The sequence below is a fragment of the Aliinostoc maniaoense genome (assembly GCF_058172895.1).
Genome location: NZ_CP187952.1, coordinates 6,308,698 through 6,332,588, shown reverse-complemented (window position 1 = coordinate 6,332,588; position 23,891 = coordinate 6,308,698). Strand labels below are relative to the sequence as shown.

The window sequence follows — 23,891 nt, the reverse complement described above, 5'->3', positions numbered from 1 at the left end:
TATGTGGTCTGAACTGACAAAAGCGATCGCTAGTTTTAAAATACCTGCTGATTGGATCGGTATTCGAGTTGTTAAGGAAACGGCTGCTAACCATTATGTCCGCGATGGTTTGCCTCAAGCTAATGGCAAATCTATGACAATGGGCGCAATGCTAGAAGTTTTAGTTAACGGTTGTCTGGGTTACGCCGCTACTAATTCTCTGGAATTGCCATCCTTGCAAGCGGCGGCGGAAATGGCGTATAAACAAGCACTGGCAGCTAGTGAATGGTGGATTTATCCTTTTCGAGTGACTGAGCGTCCGAAAGTCGTGGGTGAATATAACTCACCATTTTTAGAACCATTGGATGCTTTATGTCCGGGGGAAATTAATGATTTGTTGGTGCGGATTTGTGACACCCTGAAAGTTGACGATAGAATTGTGCAAACTACAGCCAACGTTAACAGCAATCAAAAAGAGAGTTGGTTTGTCAGCAGTAATGGTTCTGAAGTATATCAAAAGTTTTTATCTCTAGGAACTCATTATGGCGCGATCGCTCAAGATGGGGCAATAGTCCAACAACGTAGCAATAACGGTTGGCAAGCCCATTGTTATCAAGGTGGGATGGAACTGTTGCACCGAGAGAATTTATGGCGACAGGTGCAAAAAATTGGCGAACAAGCCATAGAATTGTTAACCGCCGAAGAATGTCCTAGCACCCGCACCAATTTAGTTTTAGCCCCTGACCAAATGATGTTACAAATTCATGAAAGTGTCGGACATCCCTTAGAAATCGATCGCATTTTAGGAGATGAGCGCAACTACGCCGGGGGTAGCTTTGTCAAGACTAGTGATTTTGGTAACTTAGTCTACGGTTCACCCTTGATGAATATCACCTTTGATCCCACCGTTGAGGGTGAATATGCTAGCTATGGTTTTGATGATACAGGCGCAGTTGCCACACGGGAATATGTAATCAAAGAAGGCGTATTACAAAGGGGTTTAGGGAGCTTAGAAAGTCAAGCTAGAGCCGGAGTGCCTGGGGTAGCCTGCGCCCGTGCATCCTCTTGGAATCGCGCCCCAATTGACCGTATGGCTAACTTAAATTTAGAACCAGGAAACGCCAATTTTAAGGAGATGATTAGTAACATCGAATATGGCGTTTATATGGAATCTAACCGTTCTTGGTCAATTGATGATCGCCGTTATAAATTTCAATTTGGCTGTGAGTATGCCAAATTAATTGAAAATGGTAAACTTACCAAAACCCTCCGTAACCCTAACTACCGAGCTACCACCCCAGAATTTTGGCATAGTTTAATTGAAGTTGGTAATGATTCTAACTGGGAAATGTACGGTACACCTTACTGTGGGAAAGGTGAACCAAACCAAGCTATTTGGGTAGGACACGGCTCACCAGTTTGTGTATTTGCTAACGTCGAAGTTTTTGGCGGAGGTAATTGAGGGGCAGGAGGGCAGGGCGCAGGGGGCAGGGAGACAAGGTAGACAAGGTAGACAAGGTAGACAAGGGAGAAGTTTTTACCCCAATGCCCCATGCCCCATGCCCAATTCCCAATGCCCCATGCCCAATGCCCCATGCCCAATGCCCAATTCCCAATTCCCAATTCCGAATATGAAACAAGAAATATCTACTTTAGAAGCTAGTTTTAATCAAATATTAGAAACGCTGTTGGCTAAGAAAGCCGAACATGAGGAATTTGCTATCAAATTGAACTGTGAACGCAGTCAATTTACTCGCTTGAATCATGCCAAAGTCCGCCAGACTGGTTATGTGGCTGATGGCTGGGTAGAATTAACTTTGATGACAGATCAGCGTAGCAGTTTCCGTCAATTTCCTTTTACTGGTAATTGGGAAACAGATTGGCAAGCAGCATATCATGCTTTGCAAGAACTACGAGATGAATTAACTGTATTACCTGTTGACCCTTACCTCGTTTTACCGTCAGGAAATAATACCAGTCGAGAAATAAATATCGGTAACTTGTTATCAGCAGATGTTTTAGTACAAAGCATCTTAGAACAAGTTAAGGAATTAGATTTCACTGGTATATATGCAGGGGGAATTGTCATTAGAGCTTATGGTGATTCTAGTGGTCAAAAACATTGGTTTGCAACTGATTCTTTTAACTTAGACTATTCTTTATTTATTCCATCTGGACAAGCTGTTAAAGGGACATTTGCTGGTAGTAATTGGGATACAGCAGCATATATAAATAAAATCAACGAAGGTAAAAAACAACTGAAATTACTATCAACTACACCTAAAGAATTACCACGGGGACAATACAAAACTTACTTTGCACCTGCGGCTGTAGCTGATTTATTGGGTATGTTATCTTGGGGGGCTGTGGGTGAAGCAGATATCCAACAAGGTAACAGTGCTTTAGCTGTTTTATCACGTCAAGAAAAACAGTTATCGCCTGCATTTAATCTCAAAGAAAATTTTCAACGGGGATTAGTACCACGATTTAATGAATGGGGAGAAATTACAGCCCCAGAATTAACTATTATTAGCAAGGGTAAATTAGTCAATACTTTAATTAATTCCCGCACTGCGAAGGAATATCAAAAAACTGCGAATGGGGCGAATATTTCCGAAACTTTACGTGCGCCAGAAATCAGTCAGGGTAATTTAGATTATGAGCAAATTTTGCCGAATTTAGATACAGGGTTGTATGTATCAAATTTGCATTACTTGAATTGGAGCGATCGCCCCACTGGTAGAATTACAGGTATGACCCGTTACGCCTGTTTTTGGGTAGAAAACGGTGAAATTATCGCACCTATAGAAAACCTCCGCTTTGATGAAAGTCTCTATCGTTTTTGGGGAGAAAATTTAATAGATTTCACCAATTTTCAAGAGTTCATCCCGGAAGTTGGTACATATGAAAATCGTCAACTAGGTGGTAGTTTAGTACCAGGAATGTTAGTTAATGATTTTACTTATACATTGTAATTAAACGTTGTCAAAATCTTGACAAATGGGAAAACCTTCTGAATCTGAGGAACGATTTCTTGGTCTGAGGGAAAAGAGGGTTTTCATCCCGGCATTTTGGGCGGCTCGTAACTCAGCCGTGACATCAGAAATAAATAGAATGTGGTTGGATGCAACTCCAATAGCTTCAGCAATTTTGCGGTAGCTATCAGTCTCTTTTTTTGAGCCTATTTCTGTATCAAAGTAACCACTTAAAAATTCTGTTAAATCTCCTACATCTGTATACTTAAATAATAACTTTTGTGCTTGCACACTTCCTGATGAAAAGATAAATATTTCTTTACCTGCATTGCGCCAGCGTACAAATGCCTTGTTAACATCATCAAAAATTTGCGATCGCAGTCTACCATCCTGATAGCCATGTTCCCAAATCTTGCCCTGCAAAGATTTTAATCCTGTAGATTTGCGATCAATGGCAATTAGATGATGAATGTAAGCAACTGCCGCCATCATTGAGTTTTCCTGCCACTCTGGAACAGATACACCAAGGGCAATATCAGACTCATATTCTTGTCGCAAGCGTTCGAGATCAGCTTTGACTCCCTCATCCTCAAGGTGAGCTTGTAAAAATGATTCTACTTGGGCTTTTGCAAAAGGAAACAAAACCTCAAAAACGTAATCTACAGGGGTTGTAGTCCCTTCAATATCCAGTAAAATAACTTTTACCTGGTCAGAAGATTGCTCGCTCATAATCAAAATGGCGTAATACTAATTCAAAATTCAAAACTACAATTCCCATAAATAAGTTTAGGGGCGGATGATATACGGTAATTTGTCGGGGATGAGAAAATTTACTTTTTTCTCGGAGAGTGTGAATTGCGTTGTGATTGGCTATCAACTCGCAGTTGTTGTCTGCCATTCGTGATAATTCGCAACATATCTTTGAGGTCTTGTTCTATATTTTCTAAGACATGATCGGCATATTCATCAGCACCGCCTTCAATTTCTTGAGCTTGTGCGATCGCAATTTGTCGCATTTCCTCTAATTCTTCTTGACAAGCACGCCGCTTTAACTCAATTTCATTGAGAGTTTCTTTCATCATTGCTTCGCACTCTTGTTGCACCTGTCGGCGGAGTTCTTCCGCTTCTTGTTGTGCCTGTCTGATGATATCGCTCTCCGCCAAAATTTGCGCTCTTTTGGCTTGGGCAGCATCAACAAGTTGCTGTCCATACTCCTCTGCTTCTAAGAGAATTTCATTTTTTTGTGCCAAAATTGCGGCTGCTTCCTCAAACACTGACGGTAAGGAAACCCGAATATAGTCCAACTGTTCTAATAATTTTTCTTCATCTACTAATGTCCGTCCCGTTAGAGGAATACGGAAACTAGATAACATGATTTCTTCTAACCTATCGAGTTCCTCCTGAATGTCTACACTTCCTGTTTGGGGAATTTCTCCGGGGGAGATTCCGTTGGTATACTCTGGGGGATAGCTTCCGTTGCGATTGGGTTCGCTATTGGATACTTGTGGTTGTAGCATTTGTATATATCTAGGGCAATTTGAGGGGGGACAAGATGATCGACTGAACCACCAAATCTTGCAATCTCTTTTACCACACTACTACTTAAAAAACTATATTCATTTGATGTTGCTAAAAAAACTGTCTCGATTTGGGTAGAAAGTGTCTTATTAGTATGTGCCATCTGTAGTTCTACTTCAAAGTCAGAAATAGCTCGTAGACCTCGTAACAAAACTTCTGCTTTGCGTTCCTGGGCATAATTCACCGTTAGACCATCAAAACTGTCTACTTCTACATTCGATAGATGTTTTGTAGCCAGACGAATTTGTTCTAGGCGTTGAGGTACGCTAAACAGTGGTGTTTTATTGGGATTTCGCAATACAGCAACAATCACTTGCCTAAACAGGCGACTACCACGTTGAATAATATCGAGGTGTCCTAGGGTGATGGGATCAAAACTACCGGGATAAATAGCAATCACAGTATTTAATGTATCAAAGTTATTGAGGAGATTATATCGAAACAGGGGTGTAGAGGGGCAGGGGGCAGGGGGATAGGGGGTAGGGGGCAGGGAGACAAGGGAGACAAGGGGAACAAGGGGGACAAGGGAGAGAAATTAATAACGACTCCTACGTCTACACGTAGTATCACTTGAGTTAGGGTTTAAATCTCCGGCTCCAACTGTCTTTAATTTTGAATTTTGAATTTTGAATTTTGAATTGTTAAGACTATGGATTAATGAGTATCCAACTTTGGCTATTTAGTTAGGGAATTTTACATGGTACTGGATTTTTGTGCTTTGCCTTTGGCTTTTTTATTTACTTCCCCTGGGCCTATTTTGGTGGAAATCGGCCCAATTACTATTCGCTGGTATGGTTTATTAATTGCTGCTGCTGTTTTAATTGGTGTTAGTCTATCTCAGTATTTGGCGAAACGCCGTCATGTTAACCCAGATTTACTGAGCGATTTATCAATTTGGCTGGTAATTGCCGCAATTCCAGCCGCCCGAATTTATTATGTTTTATTTGAATGGTCGGAATATGCCCAAAATCCAGGTAGGATTATCGCTATTTGGCAAGGAGGTATAGCAATTCATGGGGCAATTATTGGCGGTACTTTGGCAGCGTTGATATTTGCCAAGCTCAAACGGGTTTCCTTTTGGCAATTAGCTGATTTAGTTGCGCCTTCGCTGATTTTAGGACAAGCGATCGGGCGTTGGGGTAATTTCTTTAACTCGGAAGCTTTTGGTCGTCCTACTAATTTACCTTGGAAACTTTACATTCCACCAGAACGCCGCCCTCCAGAGTTAGCTAGTTCTGAATATTTTCATCCCACTTTCCTGTATGAATCTGTTTGGGATTTCATGGTTTTTGGTTTGCTATTGACTTTATTCTTTCGCGGGGTATCGGGTAAGTCACGCCTACGGGTCGGTACGTTATTTATGGTTTACCTGGTAGCTTACAGTGTGGGACGTTTTTGGATTGAGGGACTTCGCACTGATAGCTTAATGCTCGGCCCCTTGAGAATTGCACAAGTTGTCAGCCTCACTGGCGTAACTCTAGGATTAGCCGGTTTAGTATGGCTTTATCTGTTTAAACGTCAATTACCTGATGTCGTTTCTCCCGTGAAAGAGGCAGGGGGCAGGGAGCAGGGAGCAGGGGGAGAATAATTCTTTAATTTTGAATTTTTCTGCCCTATGCCCAAAAATAAAAAATGCCCCAGAGTAATCTCCAGGGCTTAACCAGGGTGCATCTACCATTTCTCTCTACTACTCCTATAGAGGTAATCCGGAAAGATACTGAGCAAATTCCCAAAAAATTTTTTGAAGATGGGAATATATCGTGGTAATTACTGATGCTTTGTTGAAATTTTGGTATGAAAGCTGATCAAAATTTTTTAGAACCGAAGGTTTATATTGTGGGAGCAGGCCCCGGAGATCCAGATTTACTCACCGTTAAGGCTCAAAAATTGCTGGCTGTGGCAGATGTGATTTTATTTGCTGATTCTCTAATTCCTCAAGAGCTTTTGCAGTTTTGTCGGGAAGATGCGGAAATTATTCCTACAGCTGATAAAACTCTGGAAGAGATTTTACCGCTAATTATAGAACGGGTGCGATCGCAACAAAAATCTGTAGTACGTCTGCAATCAGGTGATCCGAGTCTTTACAGTGCAACCCACGAACAAATGCAGCTTCTGGCTGAGGCTGAGATTTCCTTTGAAGTCATCCCCGGTATTAGTGCTTTTCAAGCCGCAGCCGCTAAACTCAATGTTGAGTTAACTGTCCCTGGTGTGGTGCAAACCATAATTTTAACGCGCATTAGCGGACGCACAGAAGTTCCACCCACAGAAGAGTTAGCCTCCTTAGCAGCCCATCAAGCGAGTTTGTGTTTATATCTAAGTGCGCGTCACGTAGAAACAGCCCAAGCCAAATTATTAGAACACTATGCAGCAGATACCCCTGTGGCGATTTGCTTCCGCATCGGCTGGCCTGATGAGAAAATTAGGGTTGTACCTCTCCAGCAAATGGCAGAGTGTACCCAGCAAGAAAATTTAGTGCGGACAACGTTATATGTAATTAGCCCAGCATTATCTGAAGCAAAAGGGCGATCGCGGTTATATGATCCTGAATATACTCGTCTATTTCGTCAATAGAATTGGGCATGGGGCATGGGGAATGGGGCATGGGAAAATAATTAATATTCATCCTTGTTGTAGAGACGCGATTAATCGCGTCTTGGGTTAATATTAAATTCTGAATTTTGAATTTTGAATTTTGAATTGACACTATGCCTTTAATTAAAGTCCAAACTTCTGCATCTGCGCCCGAAAAAGCTGAAATTGAGACAATGCTCAAAAATCTGTCAGCTAAATTAGCTAAACATTTGAGCAAGCCGGAATCTTATGTAATGACTGCTTTTGAATCAGAAATTCCTATGACTTTTGCTGGTACAACAGAACCAGTTTGTTATATAGAAATTAAAAGCATTGGCACAATGAAGCCGAATCAAACTGAGGCTATGAGCCAGGATTTTTGTGAGCAGATTAATCAAACTCTCGGAGTTCCCCAAAATCGCATTTACATTGAATTTGCGGATGCTAAGGGTACAATGTGGGGCTGGAATGGCTCAACTTTTGGTTAGATTTATTAACCCAGTTTCTTGAAGATGCTGGGTTGATTCAATTTCCAGCATAGCAAAAGAGCGATCGCTCCCCTAGGGTTTGAGAGTCACAAACGATTTATTGACGAGAATATCGTTTTGAAACCGCAGTTTGATGCTAGTGTATATACTGCGATCGCCTAATTTATGATCATTGTTTTCATTTGTATAAATACCTTGATTATTCCACTGATAAACCTGCTCATGAATTTTTCCATCAGCAGTATCAATATCATTTTCATAAATTAAAACACCATCCCAGCCGATAATGGCAATCACTTGCTTATAAGTCATACCCACAGATATAGAGTCATATAACTCTTCCCTGATTTCATTAGGACTGGTTTCATTTGGTAACTTTCTCGGCTGAATCTGTATATTTCCAGGAATATTTTGATTCAACTGCTTAGAGACAGAGTTGATAAATAAATTTGGCATTTGTCCATTTGGTAGATCATTGAAATAAAGAAAACTCAAAACGATAAATAACACACCGGATAATAATATAGGATATTTCATAGTAAAACAGGGCAGATATTGCACCTTCATTTTTTTTTACAATAAATATTAAGATGGCTGATAATTAACGAATACCTGCACTGCTTTCTTGAGAACGAATGTATGAGTTTCTCACGGTATTAATCGTACCCCATATTCTAGTTCTTGTATCTTCGTAAAAACTACCTTTCACATAAGAACCAGAATTATGAACTGTAAAACCATTTAAACTTTCTTCACCTTGACGCTCAACCTCAATCTTGTTAGTAGAAAAATTGTAATTTTCATGGCGGTTTGAATAGATTGTAATATCAATGTTGTCATGCTCCTCAGTTCTATTCCGCCGGAGTGTCCATTGGTTAAAAACAAAAGTTTCACCAGCAAAAGCAGGGCTACTAATTAAAGTAGCAAGAATAACTAAACCAATAGTTTTTTTCATATTAACCTACCCATCTATTGCATTATTTTTTTGATAAAACTTACACAACTGATACCGTTTCTTAATGAAGATGCACTTTATTCTGTAATGTAGAGACGTTGCATGCAACGCCTCTACATTATTTATTTGGAGCAACGTAATAAGACTGATAGCGTCACGCACCAACCATCAATTGTGACACTTGCGTAATTCATATTTGAATTTTCACAAAACAAGTAACAGGGTGGAATAACCACCCTAGAATACTTTGTATTGACATTCAGCAGTATTAAAAATTAACGAACACCAGCAGTAGTTTCGTGAGCATTACTACCTGAATATGTGTTAGTCTTGATACTACCGTTAACGTTAGTGTGATTTGTTTCAAAATATGCACCCACTAATCCAGAAGCAGCATTATGTTGGGTATAATCTTCGTAAGAAACTGTTGTAGAACCACACCAACTACCACAATACTTAGTAGTCATGTCACCATCAATGTAAGTTTTATCAGCTACAGAAATATATGCTTCAGCCCGCACAGAATAAGTATCAGAATTAAGCCATAAATGAGTGTCTGTGTGGCTTTTACTCCATGAATCTTCGTTACGAACAAAAGTTTCACCAGCTAAAACAGGGGTAGCCAAAAAGGTAGCAAGAATTGCTAAACCAAGAGCTTTTTTCATGAGTTTATCCTCGTTGTAAATTAGTTAGTTGTTGTTTTCAGCCTCATTTTTAGGTAATTCTTGAGGCTGGAACCTGATAGATTTGTTAGGTTCATTTGTATTAGTTCTGTTTATAGAAACCCCTTGACAGACAGCAGAAATAGTAGGAAAGCTGTCAGGGTTGAGTTGGATACCAGCACTGATTAATTCAGCACAGGCACGAGCATTGATAATCTCTGTGTCATATTGAGTTTTACGAGCAATAGTTGCAGCCATTTGCTTACAAGTGTTTTCTAAGCTGCCGCCTAGGGGAAAAATGATGGCAGCATTGACAGCATAAGAAGCATTACTGGAGAAACTAATCCCGTCATAAGAGCTAAAAGAAGTCCCTAATATTAAAGAAGGCCTGGGACACACAACATTTCTGCCACCTAATCCTTGAATTTTATAAGTAGCTGACTCACCCAGGTTATAGACTCCTGTTTGATTAATGGCAGCAGAGTTACGCTGTTGGTTATCAAGACTCTGTTCTTGATTTGGTTGAGATTGGGAATTAACAGAGTTATTAACAGTTTGTGCCTCTGCTTTGAGATTAATGTTAACTATTCCTAGGAGGCATATTAAGGAATAATTAGTGAATAGTAGTAGGTGTTTTTTAAACATTTGAATGCAAAAGAAGGATTTTAAGAGTTGTGAAATGAGTAGGTTGACATAATCAAACTAAACTAGCTTGAGAAAGAGAAATTAGGGTTTAGCCCGAAACTTTTCTGCTTTTTGGGTGAATTGTGCTGATAATAACGCCAGTATTATTAGAACAAACGCTAACTTTTCTTTGCTCAATTTTTTGTTAGAATGCACTACATCACCTCCTCTTTTCCATCTCCTGCATCATCCCAAAAAAAAATTTCTCTCCTGTGCTAATTAGTTGAGTAATCTAATACTTGGCATAATTTCAATAATCATAAGTTTCATTTTTTGATTATGTGAAATTGAGTCATGATGATGATTTCTTGCCTAACCCTTTGAGTTAGTTAATCATCATAGTTTCATCTTGCCGAACATCGCCAAAAAACACGAGGGGGTTTTTGTGGGATTAAGTGGGATATTCAAAAAGTTAATTTTTTTTAAATGAATACACAAATAGATGCAACTAAGTAGAACGACTTGAAAAAACCAAACTATGTAAAGTAATGTAAAAAAATTGCATTTAGTTCGTAGTAAGGACTTTAGTCCTCTCATAAGGACTAAAGTCCTTACTACAAACCTTTAATGATTTACACCGTTCTACTTATGCTGAAGTCTTGAATTGGCTAACTCTAGAAAGTAAATTATCAGCAATTGATGGTTAGCTAAATACTTTCCTGAAAAGATTGCAAACAAAATAAAATTAAAGTTTTTAGCTACTGTCAAGCAATTTGCAAGCTATAAAAACTATTGTTAAGGTGAGTTAATTGCGGCAATTTTGATGGCTTATTTTTATTTATGAGAATAAAATTTAGGGATAATTAGTGATTTAATATAAAGTATTGTAAATGATTTGCAATATTCCTTAGTTATAGAAGTTCATATTTTAAAAAAAAGATAATGAAATTATAAAAATAATAAAAATATCCACATAAGTTACTTGATTTCTAGTATAGTTACTTAAGTAAGGTATAAAGTCGCTGAGTGTTGGGAGAAGTGCTTAAAAGGATTTACACACAAGTCAACTAGTATCAAAACTCAAACATATCATCTATATATATAGATATTCTTTACTCAAATGTATTGATATTGATGAGTTTTATCCTTTTTGTCAACTTGGCGTGTTTTCCGTAGGCAAAACTTTGCAATAATTCGTAACTGAAAATGGACTTTGTGTTGCTCCGTTAACGTCGTTTGTAATTGAATTAGTTGGGAATTGACACTCCGCCCTCAATTACAAATTACGTAAAGCCTGCGGCATAGCTGCGCTTAGAGTGTAGCAGGGCGTTATTTCATTACAAATTAGTAATTAACGCCGTATGCAACTTTGTCTCAAACCTAACCCCCAACCCCTTCCCTACAAGGGAAGGGGAGCAAGATTTAAAGCCTCTACGCCACTTGCTACCCTACGGGAACGCTCCGCGAACAAGTCGGGAAACCCGCCCAACGCAGTGGCTTCTCCTTACAGGGGAGAGGTTTGAGAGGGGTTTCAAAAATAAGTTGCACATCGCGTTAATTATGTTAAAGCTGTTGATCTCCCAAAAAGGTATCATGCTTGATTAAGCAGATCATCCTTGATTAGAATCTATACCTGCAATAAATTTTTCCCATGAAAATTTAGTCAGTCCCAGAATCTATTTTTCCTTTTTTAAAGCTCGGTTAGATTGTAAAGTTTACTCTTGGCTAGAGTACCAATTCAATAATTAATAACCAAATCTTTTGGTCATCTCATGTACATGATTAAAGAATAACTAGTATAGCAACTTGATCAAGCAATCAGGCAGATGGTTTGTGATTTTTAGTTGCAAGCTTGAGATGGGAAATGAGATTTGCAAATTGGTGTATTAACTTCAATAAGAATTAGTATTCCTTTGTCATAAATTTACTAATTCTTCTGGATAAAATTAATTAGCTGGAGTGAAAAATGAACAATCAAGAATTACTAATTGTTGCAGACAAAGTAGTTTATAAATCATTTGGTAAGCACTTAACAGATTTACAAACTCAATTATTAAAAGCAGCTTGTGAAAATCAGACATATGAAGAGTTTGCGAACGTTTATGGCTACTGCTTGGATTACATAAAGAAAGATATCGGGTGTGTTTTGTGGCATTTACTATCTGAAGCATTAGGGGAGAAAGTGACAAAGAAAAACTTTCGACAAGCTTTAGAGCGATATCAACAGGCTGAGAAGTTGATGCTCTATCACGAAAAAGGCAACAAACCAGATTTTGCTATGTACCTGATGTTTTGGCTTTCTTGGGAGGCAAATAAAACGGCGAGTATTTTTGATAATCAATATCAGACGATAGATGCTGATTGACTACTCCCCGATGCTCAAGTAACTGGGAAGCTAAACTGTTACAAAAAGCGAGGTGAAAACCGTCGCTTTTTGTGTTTTACAGTTCTTTTCCCAAAGAAAGATCCTTGGCGGGAGAGTAAGCAAGCTAGAAACCCCCAATGATTGTAATTACGAATTATGAATTACGAATTATGAAAGTTGTAGTATAGAGATTCAGTGCTTAAACTTGTGATTTTTTATGTCTGCTACCCCTTTTGTTTCCCCAGTTAACTCAACCATCCCAGAAACAACAACTTTACCCCCTCTACTCGGTGCTTCGGTGACGGAGTTAACTGCATGGGTACAAGAGCAGGGACAACCGGCTTATAGAGGGAAGCAACTTCATGATTGGATATATCATAAAGGAGCGCGATCGCTAGCTGATATTTCTGTATTCTCTAAACAATGGCGCGCCGTTGTCGCAGATATCCCCATCGGCCGTTCTCAGATTCATTACCGTTCTGTTGCATCAGATGGCACAGTTAAGTACCTTTTGCAACTATCCGATGGGCAGATTGTGGAAACTGTGGGTATTCCTACAGATAAACGCTTGACTGTCTGTGTTTCTACTCAGGTGGGTTGTCCGATGGCGTGTGATTTTTGCGCGACGGGGAAAGGTGGCTATAAACGTAATTTAGGCAGACATGAAATCGTTGATCAAGTCTTAACAGTGCAGGAAGATTTTCAGCAACGGGTGAGTCATGTGGTATTTATGGGCATGGGTGAACCGTTGTTAAACACTGAGAATGTTTTAGCGGCACTTAAATCTTTAAATCAAGATGTGGGAATTGGACAAAGATCGCTGACTGTATCTACAGTAGGCATCCGCGATCGCATTCGTCAATTAGCCGAACATCATCTACAAATTACCCTGGCTGTAAGTCTCCACGCCCCTAACCAAGCCCTAAGAGAAAAAATTATACCTAGTGCGCGTTCCTATCCGATTGAGGATTTGTTGGCTGAATGTCGGGAATATGTGGAAATTACAGGTAGACGTGTAAGTTTTGAATACATTTTGCTAGCTGGTGTCAACGATTTACCAGAACACGCCTTAGAACTAGCCAAGCGTCTGCGGGGATTTCAAAGCCATGTGAACTTAATTCCCTATAATCCCATTCAGGAAGTTGATTATAAACGACCAAAGAGCGATCGCATTCAAGCTTTTGTCAAAGTTCTCCAACAGCAAAAAATTGCTGTGAGTGTCCGTTATTCCCGTGGGTTAGAAGCTGATGCGGCTTGTGGACAATTGAGAACCAGTAATCTGACGTGATGAAAGAGCAAGAATCAAAGTCCCCCTTAAAAAGCGGTATTTAGGGGGATCAAAAACGTTTTGCTACCAACCACAGAACTTTTCAAACATCCTCTAACATTCTTAATCTTTGGGTGGCAATTTGATACTGCTAGTACCATCTTGATTAATAATTAGTTGTCCGCCTAATTTCTCAATTTCACTAATTGCTCTTTTGCGAGTCTTGTCATCCACAGGATTGCTTAATACCATTGCCCAAGTCGCAATTTGAGCATATTTACTATCAGGATTACGGCTGAGAAATTCAGCAGTTTTCTGAGATGTAAAAGCTACAAGTTGACTTTCTTCATCTTGATATTGACTAGCCCAATTAGCTGCTGTTGCAAAAGATTTTTCAGCAGCTTGAGCATTACCTAGAAATAATAATTCATCAATACCTTTATAACGCCAAATATAATATGACTTTTCTGGAACTTTGGGAGATAATGATTTTAAACCTTCTTCCATGATTGCTATTGAGCGTTCTGGCATAGCCGCATATATAGATGTGCTACTAGACAGGCTCATATAAGCAGCTAAAAATCTAGGATCACGGTTTAACACTACTTCAAAATATTCTGGACTTAAACTATATCCAGTTCTCTCCCTGATTTCATCATCACCAAAGTATTGTAAAAAATTTAAATAAGCCCAGTTTGCAACTAAATTATCATAGCCAAAACTCGGTGTTTGCTTGAGGATATTTAATCTTAATTTCTCTTGTTTTAGTTCTTTTTCGAGTGTTTCTAAAGCTATATATTCCCGGCTATTTAGTAATTTTTGCAATCTAGGAAATTGTATAAAGCCAATTCCTAAGATACATAAAACTAATACAACAGGTGTGATGAAATTCTGGCGGGATATCAACATAGTTTTACTCTCTTGTTCAACTTGATGAGTCTTGTTGACGGTTGACAGTTAACAACCAATAGGAAAAAAATCAAGTTTTTCGTTTGTAGTAAGGGCTTAAGCCCTTGTTTTGAGTACTAAAGTCTTCACTACGAACTTAAAGTAATCTTCCGTACCTTAGTATTATTTAATACAATCTACCTTGTTAAAATCTAGATTATACACGAATATTCCTTGTCAGCTTTACTTACTTTTATTAAGTAAAGCTTGTCAAATTTTCCACAACTATTAAAATTATACCAAGTCTACTTTAAAACCTTTTATCTTTAATTAGCTCATGGAAATTACTGTAAAGGAAGAATCAGCTAAAAATGGTCAACTGATCAAGGCTGAAAGTGGCAATTTTCAATCAATCATCAAGCAGCTAAAATCTAGTGACCTGGATAGTAACAACATTATTGATGCGATCAAGACAGCAATAGTTGACATGGTAGAGCTAGAAATTACTACCTGGGTTGTAGAATCTTCTACTCAGTTAAGTGAAGAATCACAACTTGGTACAGTATCGGCTCAACCAGGTAATAGAATTTATACCAAGATTAATTTAATTGATGGCGATATTGAAAATGAGGTAGGTAGTCAATTTCTTTGTGGTAGCCCTTATTCAGAATTGCTCGGTTTTCATTTGGAGCAGGTAAAAGAGAGCCGAGAAATCATGCAAAAGAATATAGACAGTGTGCATAAGATATATAAGGTTCTAATGGAAATGGCAAATTCCCGCAGGACAATTTAAAGACTAAATCTTCCAGATAAGAAATATTCAAGATGTAGGGTGCGTAAAGTGAAATATTTACCCCCACACCCTACCCCCTACACCCTTCTGACAGCGTCACACACACTAAATAAAAATATGCCCGTTGCGTAAGTTCTAACTCATACTGAGAAACGCAACTAAAGATTATATTTGGCTAATGGATTTTTGAGTTAGTCAATTATATGTCAAATTCCTACAGTCAGAATTTAAAAAGTTGTAATTATGGTTAACAGGACTCAAAATCAATCAAAAGATGCTCTTGCTAATCAAGAGAAAACTAATATTAATTCATCCAAAACTTCTCCAGATAATGAGGGAATTCAATCTCATGCTAGAGGCTTATTAGATAAATTTGTATCTTCTGTACAAACCTTAGTTGAAGATATTACAGCCTTAGAAGTTAATACAATGGTTGTAACTAGAATTAGTGGGACTAAATTCAGTGCTTGGGAGGCATATCAGCAAATATATTCTATAAATGATAAAGATTATTTTGCTGTTACACAAATCCCTGAAGAATTACACGATCGCTATAGAAGTTTATTCGCACAATTAGAAAGAGAGTATTTTTATATTCTCATTGAAAATCCTATTTATACCTTAAATAGTTCACAAAATGAAAAGGTGAGAAGGTATCATCAACGTCTACATTGGTTAAAAGAAATTAAAGGAGGTAGACTAGTTGAATCTGACCCCAGATATATAGAGCTAGCCAGACCAATATTACCTGCTCCTGCTCCAGTTATAGATGATATTAATCAAACAAATCAGAAAAATTGGCAGCAAGAATGGCAAAACAATTGTAATGAAATTAAAACCCTTTTAAATAATGATAAATTTGTGCGTAATCTGCGTAAACTTATTGAACTAAAAGCGGCTTTAGATGGTGGTGATGTTACCGATTCTCACATTGATACGATTTATGCTCAAACTGTCATGCAGTTAGATGGCGATATTATTACTAGATATCACAAAGACTTATTTAGTTTATCTGAAGATGCTAAAAATTTAATTCTGCAAATTCACAATGAAGGGGTAGTAGCTGGCGAAAAACAGTGGCGGGGAATTTTGGATTTTATGATTAATTTGGTTAAAAGTCTGGCAAATCTATCTACCAATGGTCAAAAATAAAACACACACCAAGAGTCTTGCTGATGTTAGCCTGATGTTTGCATTGCCGATTCCTCAAGGTGATAATATTGAAATTAAGGTGGAACAATCGCAATGTAGTTTCTATCTAAATGAAAACATTGTAGAACAAATTCAGCAAGCTCAAAAAACAGGACTTTCTTTAAATATTCCGCCTCGGTTACTCCTTTATCTTTGGTTTTGTACTTGCTTTCAATATAATTTTATCCCAGATATAGAAGCGAAAAACCATAGTCATGAAAGTAGTAGGTCTTATCGTGTTTTTCTCATGAATGTTTTGAGAATACTGAGAAGTAAGCCTTTACAAAATAAAACAATTATTCAGATAGAATGTACTTTTAATTCTTATTATAGCTTAGAAGCGTTAGCTGCTGAAAATACGCAAGTAAAAGACTGTATTTTACAAACTATTGTCTTGTTCTATGGTGATGTGATGCAGAAAATTCAGGAAGATTTTCTGCACAATAATGATAATTTAATGGTGGTAGTTTCTGCTCATTATTGGTTAATAGAACAATTATTAAGCTCATTAAGAAATAAGCTAAATATGTTGTTATGGGAATTAGCTTCCCTATTTCCGGCTGGGTTTTTGATTACTAAAATATATCAGCTTAATATATTCAATGTAGGTAGTAGTATATTTTTGTTAATTTTGACTTGGTTAGGAATAGCTTTAGTAGTTATTGTGAGCAGATATATATTATTTAGTCAACTACAAAAACGGGTGGGAATTAATTACCACTATCTCAATTGGTTAGCATGGGGAATAAGTTGTATAATTCCAGCGATCGCTATAATTTTAACGCAACAAATTCAGGCAATTGATATGATATTGTTTCCAATTATATCAGCAGTTGCACCCCTAATTGTTGGGCAAATTTTCAGATTACTTTTTCCGCCAACTATGAAGTTAATTTTACGTCGTTTTTTATGAAAGGCTGTAGGGGTTTAGGGGGCAGGGAGCAGGGAGCAGGGAGACAAGGGAGACAAGAGAAAGAATTTTAGATTTTAGATTTCGGATTTTAGATTGAAATCCAATCCAAAATTTAAAATCCAAAATCCAAAATTGAATTGCCCAATGCCCAATGCCCAATGCCCAATGCCCAATGCCCAATGCCCAATGCCCAATGCCCAATTACGAATTAATTAACTGCCAACATTGTTGAGCGATCGCCCAATCTTCTTGAGTGTGTATTACTAACACTCTGACTGTAGAATCAGGAGTGGCTATATCTTCATCTACAGGTTTATTTTGATTTTTCTGGGGGTCGATTTTTAAGCCTAAAAAGCCAAAAGCTTCACAAGCGGCTTGACGGATACCTGCGGATTTTTCACCAATACCGGCGGTGAAGATTAAAACATCTAATCCTGCTAAACTAGCTAGCATAGAACCTATTTCGGACTTGAGGCGATGTATGTAAATATCCCAGGCTAATTGAGCGCGATAGTTGCCTTGATTAATGGCTTCTATGACTTGGGGTACATCGCTAGATACGCCGGAAATTCCCCTGAGTCCTGAAGCTTTGTTTAACACATAATCTAGTCTTTCGGCAGAGTAATCATGTTGGCGCATCAGGTAAACTAGAATACCTGGATCTAATGAACCGCAACGGCTACCCATCATCAAGCCATCTAGAGGTGTAAAACCCATTGTAGTGTCGATACTGCGACCGTTTTCTATGGCTGCTAAAGAAGCACCATTGCCAAGGTGACAGCTAATAATTCTTAAAGATGCTAAATCTTGACCGAGGATTTGCGCTGCACGTTGAGAGCAGTATTGATGACTAATACCATGAAATCCATAGCGGCGGATACCTTGTTCTACCCACTCATAGGGGCCGGGATAAATAGCGGCTGCATCTGGGAGGGTAGCATGAAATCCGGTATCAAATACTGCTACTTGGGGAACATTGCCTAAGCTTTTTTCAATGGCTGCAATTCCTTCTAATGCGGCTGGGTTATGGGCTGGAGCTAGGTTAGAGAGACGAGCGATCGCCTCTTTAACTTTCTCAGTAATAATTACACTATGGCGGTAATTTTGTCCACCATGTACTACCCGATGTCCTACAACATCAATTTCTGATAATTCACCAATTACCTTGGTAGTACCACGACTGAGGGTATAGAGCATATAAGCAACGTGTGCCTGTCGGGAGTCACCATAGATAGATTCATGTAGTTTTTCACCCGTGGCGGTTTGCACCTCAATTTCCGCTACACCCCTGTCTTGAGTCCAATTAACTTTGCCTTCCCAAAGTGGTTGGGGTGCTTCATTGAGGATGGCATGATGAGGGATTTCATACAGACAGCTTTTTTGGCTGCTAGAACCGGCATTCAAAACTAGTACTTTCATTACTTTTCCAGATTTTAGGTTAGTGAAGTTTGAACTATATCGTTTCTTGATTTGAAGTATTTATTAAACTTATTACCGATAGTCAGGGAGAAGCAAAGACGTGAATCGTTTCCAGAAGCTATCCTCAATTGCATTACTAGTATTAGCTTTTGTTTATCCACCTGCGATAGCTGAAGCTAAAGAAAATATTCAAAATCATCTTGTCACTGAGCAGAGTATTGATGCAGAGACAAACTTGCTTGAAGGTAACACAGAAGAACTTTTGCTAGCTCACCGACGGTATAGACGGCATCATTATCGCAGACGGTATAGACAGCATTATTATCGTAGAAGACGGCATAGAAATCATTATTATCGCCGTCACCGACGCTATCGTAATCGACGTTATCACGGTCAATACTATCGACATGGACAATGGGAACTAGTCCGCGATCGTCATGGTAGATTAATTTATGATTGGTCGCGGTATTAAAAAACACAAAAAGCCAGCACAATTAATTAATTAACAAGTAGTTAATTTTTGATGCTTGTGGCTAGAAAATAACACATAGCTTGTTTGCTTTTAGGGGTAATAGTTGTTGGCTAGTACCTCTTTTTTTGCTGATTAAAAGCCTATTGGACTGTCTAGGCTAAAATAGTGCATTAGATTTAGATAAAAAACGCAGATAAACGCAGATAAACGCGGATAAAACGAATTTTATATTGCAACATTTTAGCTTGATACGTTACTACAGATAATGAAATTTTTTATAAAGATTAAAGCATATTTTTGATTATTAATAAAACATAGTTAAATTTCAAAAAAAATTATTTTTATTTTATCTAAACATCTGTCTGATGATAGAAGTTTAGCGATACACATTTTATCTAGTCTCTTTTTGATGGGGTGTATTACTGAATTGTTTTTTTACAGAGGAAAATAAAATGAAAAGTTTCAAACAGCTATCTGCGATCGCAGTATTGCTATGTGCTTTTGTTTATCCATCCTCAATGGCTGAAGCTAAAAATACTTCTGATATAGCGAATTTGGATGTAGAGAGCAGTATAGTTACCGCTAACAACGGAGAGTTACTCATAGCTCGCCGCAATCAACGGCGGCGGCGGATTATCCGGCGGCGAGTTATCCGGCGGCGGCAAGTACCACGACTGCAAAACTTACGCCGCCGGCAACACATCCGACGATTACAAAACTTACGCCGCCGGCAATACATCCGACGATTACGAAACGTCGAACGTCGAAACTGGCGGCGTTACTAATGGCTAGCTACAACTTCACCTTCCAAAGAAGAAAGTCTTTCTGCCAAAAGTTTTTCTAAATCTTCAAGTGCTTTAGTAAAGCCTTTGATTCCTTCGTCAAGTTTGTCGTTAGCCATGCGATCAGCAACGTGCATCTTGTCGAAGGTGGCTTTGTCCATAGTCATTTTTGCTACGCCAGAGGTAGCCGCTTTAGCAGGGTCGAGTTTACGGGGTAAGTCGCCGATAGTAGCTTGTAATTCACCCAATAAAGCCGGGGAAATGGTCAATAAGTCGCAACCTGCCAATTCAGTGATTTCGCCAATGTTACGGAAGCTTGCGCCCATAACTTCGGTTTTATAACCAAATTTTTTGTAGTAGTTGTAGATTGTAGTAACTGACAATACACCGGGGTCTTCCGCAGAGGGGTAGCTGTCTCTACCGGTTTCTTTTTTGTACCAGTCGAGAATGCGTCCGACGAAGGGAGAAATCAAAGTCACACCAGCTTCCGCACAAGCGATCGCCTGATGCAAACCAAACAGTAAAGTTAAGTTACAGTGAATCCCTTCTTTTTCTAGAATTTCTGCTGCTTTGATACCTTCCCAAGTAGCCGCAATTTTAATTAAAACGCGCTCTGGGGTAATACCAGCCGCTTTATATTGAGCAATCAACTCCCGTGCTTTAGTCACAGTAGCTTCAGTATCGTAGGATAAACGAGCATCAACTTCTGTAGACACACGACCGGGGATAATTTGCAGAATCTTCAGACCAAAAGCAACCGCCAAACGGTCAAAAGCCAGAGTTACGATTTGACCTTGGCTAGCACCTGCGCCGGCATCTTTTTTAGCTTGCAGTAAAGTTTGGTCAACAATTTCTTGATATTCCGGCATTTTAGCCGCCGCAGTAATTAAAGAAGGATTAGTAGTAGCATCTCGTGGTGTAAACTTAGCGATCGCTTGAATATCACCTGTATCTGCCACCACAACAGTCATTGCTCGCAATTGTTCTAGTAAATTTTTAGACATAAAATACTCCATGATTGTTGTTTATCTGGTATTTGTTGGGCATTGGGCAGAAAACTCAAAAATCAAAACTTCTTTAATTTTGAATTTTGAATTTTGAATTAGTTTGCCCCTGCCTTCTAAAATAAGGATTTACACTTCCCCTGTTCTTGACACCCGTTTATCTTCCTGACAATTCTGATTTTGGCAATTTTTCTTAATGATTGCCGATTGGCTGAAGCCTCAGCCTAATTTTAAGGGTGTTAAGCAGTAATTGGTTGTCCGATAGAATGCACTTTAATTAAGCTAGTTGTTCCTGATTTACCAATTGGAACTCCAGAGGTAATAACTACCTTATCTCCTTCATGTACTAGACCTGTTCTGAGAATAGTGCTGACTAAATTCGTAAACATTTCTTCAGCATTGTAAACAGGTGGAATTAACAAGGGTTCAATACCCCAAGATAATGCCATTTGATGATAGGCAGTTTCATCGGGAGTTAAAGCAAAAATGGGGGTTGTGGGGCGATATTTAGAGACGAGTTTGGCTGTTCCTCCCGATGAGGTGTTACACAAAATCGCCTTTGCGCCGGTTTCGTAGGCGATGCGACAGACGGCTTCGGCTACGGATTCTGTGACGCTCAGACTACCTGCATCATGTGTCCAGCAGTGTCTACTACCCTCTTGCAAAGACTTTTCTGTAGCGATCGCAATATTGTGCATTACCTGGACTGCGGCGATCGCATATTCTCCTACAGCCGTTTCCCCGGAGAGCATGACGGCATCTGTACCATCCAAAATCGAATTAGCCACGTCTGTAGCTTCGGCACGGGTGGGATCAGGTGCGCTAATCATCGACTCTAGCATTTGGGTGGCAGTAATCACCGGCTTACCCGCCTGATTACAACGACGAATGATATCTTTTTGAATCAGGGGAACTTCATGGATGGGCATTTCTACCCCCAAGTCGCCACGGGCAATCATCACACCATCGGCCGCTGCAATAATGGCATCAATTTGGTCTACCGCTTCGGGACGCTCGATTTTGGCAATTACCCGAATTGATAAACCTGCCGATTCAATCATGCGTTTAGCTGGTTCTAAATCGTAGGGTGACTGCACAAAAGAAACCGCCACCCAATCAACACCCAATTCCATGCCAAAGCGCAAATCCTGCAAGTCCTTTTCGGTGATGGAACTCACAGGTAAACGAGTTACAGGAAGGTTTACCCCCTTGCGGGTGGAAATTACCCCACCAGTTTTGACTAAAGCATGAATGCGATCGGCATCCCGATCGCACACAATCATCTTTACCCGACCATCATTAATTAAAATCGGCTCTCCTGGTCGTACCATTGCGAACAAAGTCGGCAAAGGTAAAGGTAATTCCTGGATATTGTCACCCTTCTCTTTCAAAACAAAGGTAACTTCATCACCAGCTTCCACCGTCAAACCTTCCGGCGGTAAAGTTCCCAACCGAATTTTCGGCCCACATAAATCCTGCAACAGAGCTACAGGTCTTTGCTCATCAGCACTAATTTGCCTAATATACTGAGCAGTTTGAGCGTGAAAGTCATAAGCTCCGTGGGAAAAATTCAACCGCGCCACATTCATCCCGGCCTCTACCAATGCTTGCAGTCTGTCTGGTGCAGAGGTAGCAGGCCCTACAGTACAGATAATTTTTGTTCGACGCATAGATGTTAGGGAATGGGGTTAAGGGAATGGGGCAGGGGGCAGGGGGCAGGGGGAATGAGGCAGGGGGCAGGGGGAATGAGGCAGGGGGCAGGGGGCAGGGGGCAGGGGTAGAAATTCTCCCTTACACCCCTACACCCCTACACCCCTATACCCCTACACCCTTACACCCCTACACCCCTACACCCTTCTTAAACTGCGGCCAATTGTTCTTTCTGCGCCATTGATAACATCAAGTCAACTACACGATGGGAGTAGCCCCACTCGTTGTCATACCAAGCGACAACTTTGAAGAAGTTTGAGTTCAATTCAATACCTGCACCCGCGTCAAAAATACTAGAATGGCGATCGCCTTGAAAATCGGTAGAGACAACAGCTTCGTCGGTATAACCCAAAACTCCGGCAAGTGAACCTTCAGCCGCAGCTTTCATAGCAGCACAAATTTCTTTGTAACTAGTAGATTTCTCAGTTTTGAAGGTTAAATCTACTACAGATACATCAGGGGTAGGCACTCGGAACGCCATCCCAGTTAACTTACCCTTCAGTTCAGGTAATACCAAAGCCACAGCTTTTGCTGCACCTGTGGAAGAAGGGATAATATTTTGGGCTGCACCACGACCACCGCGCCAGTCTTTTTTACTGGGGCCGTCTACTGTGGGTTGGGTAGCAGTCATGGCGTGAACTGTGGTCATTAAGCCCTCTGCTAAACCAAAGTTATCATTAATTACTTTGGCAACGGGAGCTAGACAGTTTGTGGTGCAGCTAGCGTTAGAAACAATTACATCCTTACTGGGATCAAAAGTTTCATGGTTAACGCCTACTAACAGGGTCTTTACCCTTTCTGGGTCTTTGGTAGGTGCAGAAATAACTACCCGCTTTGCACCCGCTTGCAGGTGTTTGGATGCGCCTTCATAGTCAGTAAACAATCCAGTTGATTCCACAACATAATCTGCACCTAATTTACCCCAAGGTAATTCGGCAGGATTTCTCACTGACACGCAGGGAATGAAGCGTCCATCTACCACAATACCATCTTCTTTAGCTTCAACTTGACCGTGATATCTACCGTGAGTCGAGTCGTACTTTAATAGGTAAGCCAAGTTATCAGGTGGTACGAGGTCGTTAATACCCACAAACTCGATGTTAGGGTTATTAATACCAGCACGGAACACCAGCCGCCCGATACGGCCAAATCCATTAATGCCTACTTTTAACTTTGTCAAAATAAACCTCCTCTGAACAACGTGATGGTTTTTAACCCCTGTAGGTAAACGCCTCAAATTATAGGCGCACGAACT

27 protein-coding genes are annotated in these 23,891 nt (G+C 39.6%); 15 read left to right on the top strand and 12 right to left on the bottom strand.

The features are described 5' to 3' along the window. The first annotated feature begins 1 nt into the window (after nt 1). Genes ACPZ3T_RS27860 through ACPZ3T_RS27850 form a run of 3 tightly spaced genes read left to right on the top strand, consistent with a single transcriptional unit; the run spans nt 2 to nt 2,954 of the window. Entirely contained in the window at nt 2-1,441 is a 1,440-nt protein-coding gene (locus ACPZ3T_RS27860; protein ID WP_490277392.1) for a TldD/PmbA family protein, read from the top strand. Then, on the top strand, nt 1,438-1,614 hold the full coding sequence (locus tag ACPZ3T_RS27855; RefSeq protein ID WP_490272667.1) for a histidine kinase: 177 nt from the start codon (nt 1,438-1,440) through the stop codon (nt 1,612-1,614). Before ACPZ3T_RS27860 ends, ACPZ3T_RS27855 begins: the two co-directional genes overlap by 4 nt. Beyond that, nucleotides 1,611-2,954: a TldD/PmbA family protein gene (locus ACPZ3T_RS27850; protein ID WP_490277391.1), complete on the top strand. Its 1,344-nt coding sequence runs from the start codon at nt 1,611-1,613 to the stop codon at nt 2,952-2,954. Before ACPZ3T_RS27855 ends, ACPZ3T_RS27850 begins: the two co-directional genes overlap by 4 nt. On the opposite strand, the gene mtnC is transcribed toward ACPZ3T_RS27850, so the two are convergent. The 3 genes from mtnC to coaD form a co-directional block, all read right to left on the bottom strand. Further along, nucleotides 2,955-3,683: an acireductone synthase gene (gene mtnC / locus ACPZ3T_RS27845; RefSeq protein ID WP_490272666.1), complete on the bottom strand. Its 729-nt coding sequence runs from the start codon at nt 3,681-3,683 to the stop codon at nt 2,955-2,957. Between the two features lie 101 nt (nt 3,684-3,784). Further along, nucleotides 3,785-4,471, bottom strand: coding sequence for a DivIVA domain-containing protein (locus ACPZ3T_RS27840; protein WP_490272665.1), 687 nt, complete (start codon nt 4,469-4,471; stop codon nt 3,785-3,787). Then, on the bottom strand, nt 4,363-4,932 hold the full coding sequence (gene coaD / locus ACPZ3T_RS27835) for a pantetheine-phosphate adenylyltransferase (protein ID WP_490272664.1): 570 nt from the start codon (nt 4,930-4,932) through the stop codon (nt 4,363-4,365). The genes ACPZ3T_RS27840 and coaD overlap by 109 nt, the downstream gene beginning before the upstream one ends. Before the next feature lie 297 nt (nt 4,933-5,229). On the opposite strand from coaD, the gene lgt reads away from it, so the two are divergent. From lgt to ACPZ3T_RS27820, 3 genes are all read left to right on the top strand, one after another. After that, nucleotides 5,230-6,120 carry a prolipoprotein diacylglyceryl transferase gene (gene lgt / locus ACPZ3T_RS27830; protein ID WP_490272663.1) on the top strand — a complete coding sequence of 297 codons (891 nt, stop codon included), beginning with the start codon at nt 5,230-5,232 and terminating at the stop codon, nt 6,118-6,120. Nucleotides 6,121-6,326: 206 nt separating this feature from the next. After that, nucleotides 6,327-7,103 (top strand): precorrin-4 C(11)-methyltransferase, encoded by a 777-nt coding sequence (gene cobM, locus ACPZ3T_RS27825; RefSeq protein ID WP_490272662.1) that lies wholly within the window; start codon nt 6,327-6,329, stop codon nt 7,101-7,103. A 134-nt stretch (nt 7,104-7,237) separates the two neighbouring features. After that, nucleotides 7,238-7,591 (top strand): phenylpyruvate tautomerase MIF-related protein, encoded by a 354-nt coding sequence (locus tag ACPZ3T_RS27820; RefSeq protein WP_490272661.1) that lies wholly within the window; start codon nt 7,238-7,240, stop codon nt 7,589-7,591. Between the two features lie 72 nt (nt 7,592-7,663). On the opposite strand, the gene ACPZ3T_RS27815 is transcribed toward ACPZ3T_RS27820, so the two are convergent. The 4 genes from ACPZ3T_RS27815 to ACPZ3T_RS27800 all read right to left on the bottom strand — a co-directional run bounded on the left by ACPZ3T_RS27815 (nt 7,664) and on the right by ACPZ3T_RS27800 (nt 9,853). After that, nucleotides 7,664-8,128, bottom strand: coding sequence for a hypothetical protein (locus ACPZ3T_RS27815; RefSeq protein ID WP_490272660.1), 465 nt, complete (start codon nt 8,126-8,128; stop codon nt 7,664-7,666). Nucleotides 8,129-8,192: 64 nt separating this feature from the next. After that, entirely contained in the window at nt 8,193-8,546 is a 354-nt protein-coding gene (locus tag ACPZ3T_RS27810; protein WP_490272659.1) for a hypothetical protein, read from the bottom strand. A 275-nt stretch (nt 8,547-8,821) separates the two neighbouring features. Continuing rightward, nucleotides 8,822-9,211 carry a hypothetical protein gene (locus tag ACPZ3T_RS27805; RefSeq protein ID WP_490272658.1) on the bottom strand — a complete coding sequence of 130 codons (390 nt, stop codon included), beginning with the start codon at nt 9,209-9,211 and terminating at the stop codon, nt 8,822-8,824. Between the two features lie 24 nt (nt 9,212-9,235). Then, a complete protein-coding gene (locus tag ACPZ3T_RS27800; protein ID WP_490272657.1) occupies nt 9,236-9,853 on the bottom strand; it encodes a hypothetical protein in 618 nt (205 codons plus the stop codon). 1,945 nt (nt 9,854-11,798) lie between these two features. Between ACPZ3T_RS27800 and ACPZ3T_RS27795 the strand changes: the two genes are divergently transcribed. Together ACPZ3T_RS27795 and rlmN are read left to right on the top strand one after the other, a co-directional pair. After that, nucleotides 11,799-12,197 carry a helix-turn-helix domain-containing protein gene (locus ACPZ3T_RS27795; RefSeq protein WP_490272656.1) on the top strand — a complete coding sequence of 133 codons (399 nt, stop codon included), beginning with the start codon at nt 11,799-11,801 and terminating at the stop codon, nt 12,195-12,197. Between the two features lie 217 nt (nt 12,198-12,414). Continuing rightward, nucleotides 12,415-13,485: a dual-specificity RNA methyltransferase RlmN gene (rlmN, locus tag ACPZ3T_RS27790; protein WP_490272655.1), complete on the top strand. Its 1,071-nt coding sequence runs from the start codon at nt 12,415-12,417 to the stop codon at nt 13,483-13,485. Nucleotides 13,486-13,587: 102 nt separating this feature from the next. On the opposite strand, the gene ACPZ3T_RS27785 is transcribed toward rlmN, so the two are convergent. Continuing rightward, entirely contained in the window at nt 13,588-14,373 is a 786-nt protein-coding gene (locus ACPZ3T_RS27785; protein ID WP_490272654.1) for a hypothetical protein, read from the bottom strand. 316 nt (nt 14,374-14,689) lie between these two features. On the opposite strand from ACPZ3T_RS27785, the gene ACPZ3T_RS27780 reads away from it, so the two are divergent. From ACPZ3T_RS27780 to ACPZ3T_RS27765, 4 genes are all read left to right on the top strand, one after another. Beyond that, nucleotides 14,690-15,145, top strand: a complete 456-nt coding sequence (locus ACPZ3T_RS27780; RefSeq protein ID WP_490272653.1) for a hypothetical protein — start codon at nt 14,690-14,692, stop codon at nt 15,143-15,145. 243 nt (nt 15,146-15,388) lie between these two features. Further along, nucleotides 15,389-16,297 carry a DUF8581 family protein gene (locus ACPZ3T_RS27775; RefSeq protein WP_490272652.1) on the top strand — a complete coding sequence of 303 codons (909 nt, stop codon included), beginning with the start codon at nt 15,389-15,391 and terminating at the stop codon, nt 16,295-16,297. Continuing rightward, nucleotides 16,284-17,249 carry a hypothetical protein gene (locus tag ACPZ3T_RS27770; RefSeq protein WP_490272651.1) on the top strand — a complete coding sequence of 322 codons (966 nt, stop codon included), beginning with the start codon at nt 16,284-16,286 and terminating at the stop codon, nt 17,247-17,249. Before ACPZ3T_RS27775 ends, ACPZ3T_RS27770 begins: the two co-directional genes overlap by 14 nt. 93 nt (nt 17,250-17,342) lie before the next feature. Further along, complete coding sequence (locus tag ACPZ3T_RS27765; protein ID WP_490272650.1) at nt 17,343-17,465, top strand: hypothetical protein; 123 nt, start codon at nt 17,343-17,345, stop codon at nt 17,463-17,465. Here the strand turns inward: ACPZ3T_RS27765 and ACPZ3T_RS27760 are convergent. Continuing rightward, complete coding sequence (locus tag ACPZ3T_RS27760; RefSeq protein WP_490272649.1) at nt 17,451-18,668, bottom strand: acetate kinase; 1,218 nt, start codon at nt 18,666-18,668, stop codon at nt 17,451-17,453. The genes ACPZ3T_RS27765 and ACPZ3T_RS27760 overlap by 15 nt on opposite strands. 100 nt (nt 18,669-18,768) lie before the next feature. Here ACPZ3T_RS27760 and ACPZ3T_RS27755 point away from each other — a divergent pair, with 100 nt between their 5' ends. Next, complete coding sequence (locus ACPZ3T_RS27755) at nt 18,769-19,140, top strand: hypothetical protein (protein ID WP_490272648.1); 372 nt, start codon at nt 18,769-18,771, stop codon at nt 19,138-19,140. Between the two features lie 452 nt (nt 19,141-19,592). Then, complete coding sequence (locus ACPZ3T_RS27750) at nt 19,593-19,925, top strand: hypothetical protein (RefSeq protein ID WP_490272647.1); 333 nt, start codon at nt 19,593-19,595, stop codon at nt 19,923-19,925. On the opposite strand, the gene ACPZ3T_RS27745 is transcribed toward ACPZ3T_RS27750, so the two are convergent. Both ACPZ3T_RS27745 and pyk read right to left on the bottom strand, forming a co-directional pair. Next, nucleotides 19,922-20,926, bottom strand: coding sequence for a transaldolase (locus ACPZ3T_RS27745; protein ID WP_490272646.1), 1,005 nt, complete (start codon nt 20,924-20,926; stop codon nt 19,922-19,924). The genes ACPZ3T_RS27750 and ACPZ3T_RS27745 overlap by 4 nt on opposite strands. Before the next feature lie 239 nt (nt 20,927-21,165). After that, nucleotides 21,166-22,596: a pyruvate kinase gene (pyk, locus tag ACPZ3T_RS27740; protein WP_490272645.1), complete on the bottom strand. Its 1,431-nt coding sequence runs from the start codon at nt 22,594-22,596 to the stop codon at nt 21,166-21,168. 2 nt (nt 22,597-22,598) lie between these two features. On the opposite strand from pyk, the gene ACPZ3T_RS27735 reads away from it, so the two are divergent. Continuing rightward, nucleotides 22,599-22,820, top strand: coding sequence for a hypothetical protein (locus tag ACPZ3T_RS27735; protein ID WP_490272644.1), 222 nt, complete (start codon nt 22,599-22,601; stop codon nt 22,818-22,820). On the opposite strand, the gene gap is transcribed toward ACPZ3T_RS27735, so the two are convergent. Beyond that, entirely contained in the window at nt 22,785-23,816 is a 1,032-nt protein-coding gene (gene gap, locus ACPZ3T_RS27730; RefSeq protein ID WP_490272643.1) for a type I glyceraldehyde-3-phosphate dehydrogenase, read from the bottom strand. The two genes, ACPZ3T_RS27735 and gap, sit on opposite strands and share 36 nt — an antisense overlap. Nucleotides 23,817-23,891: the final 75 nt, after the last annotated feature.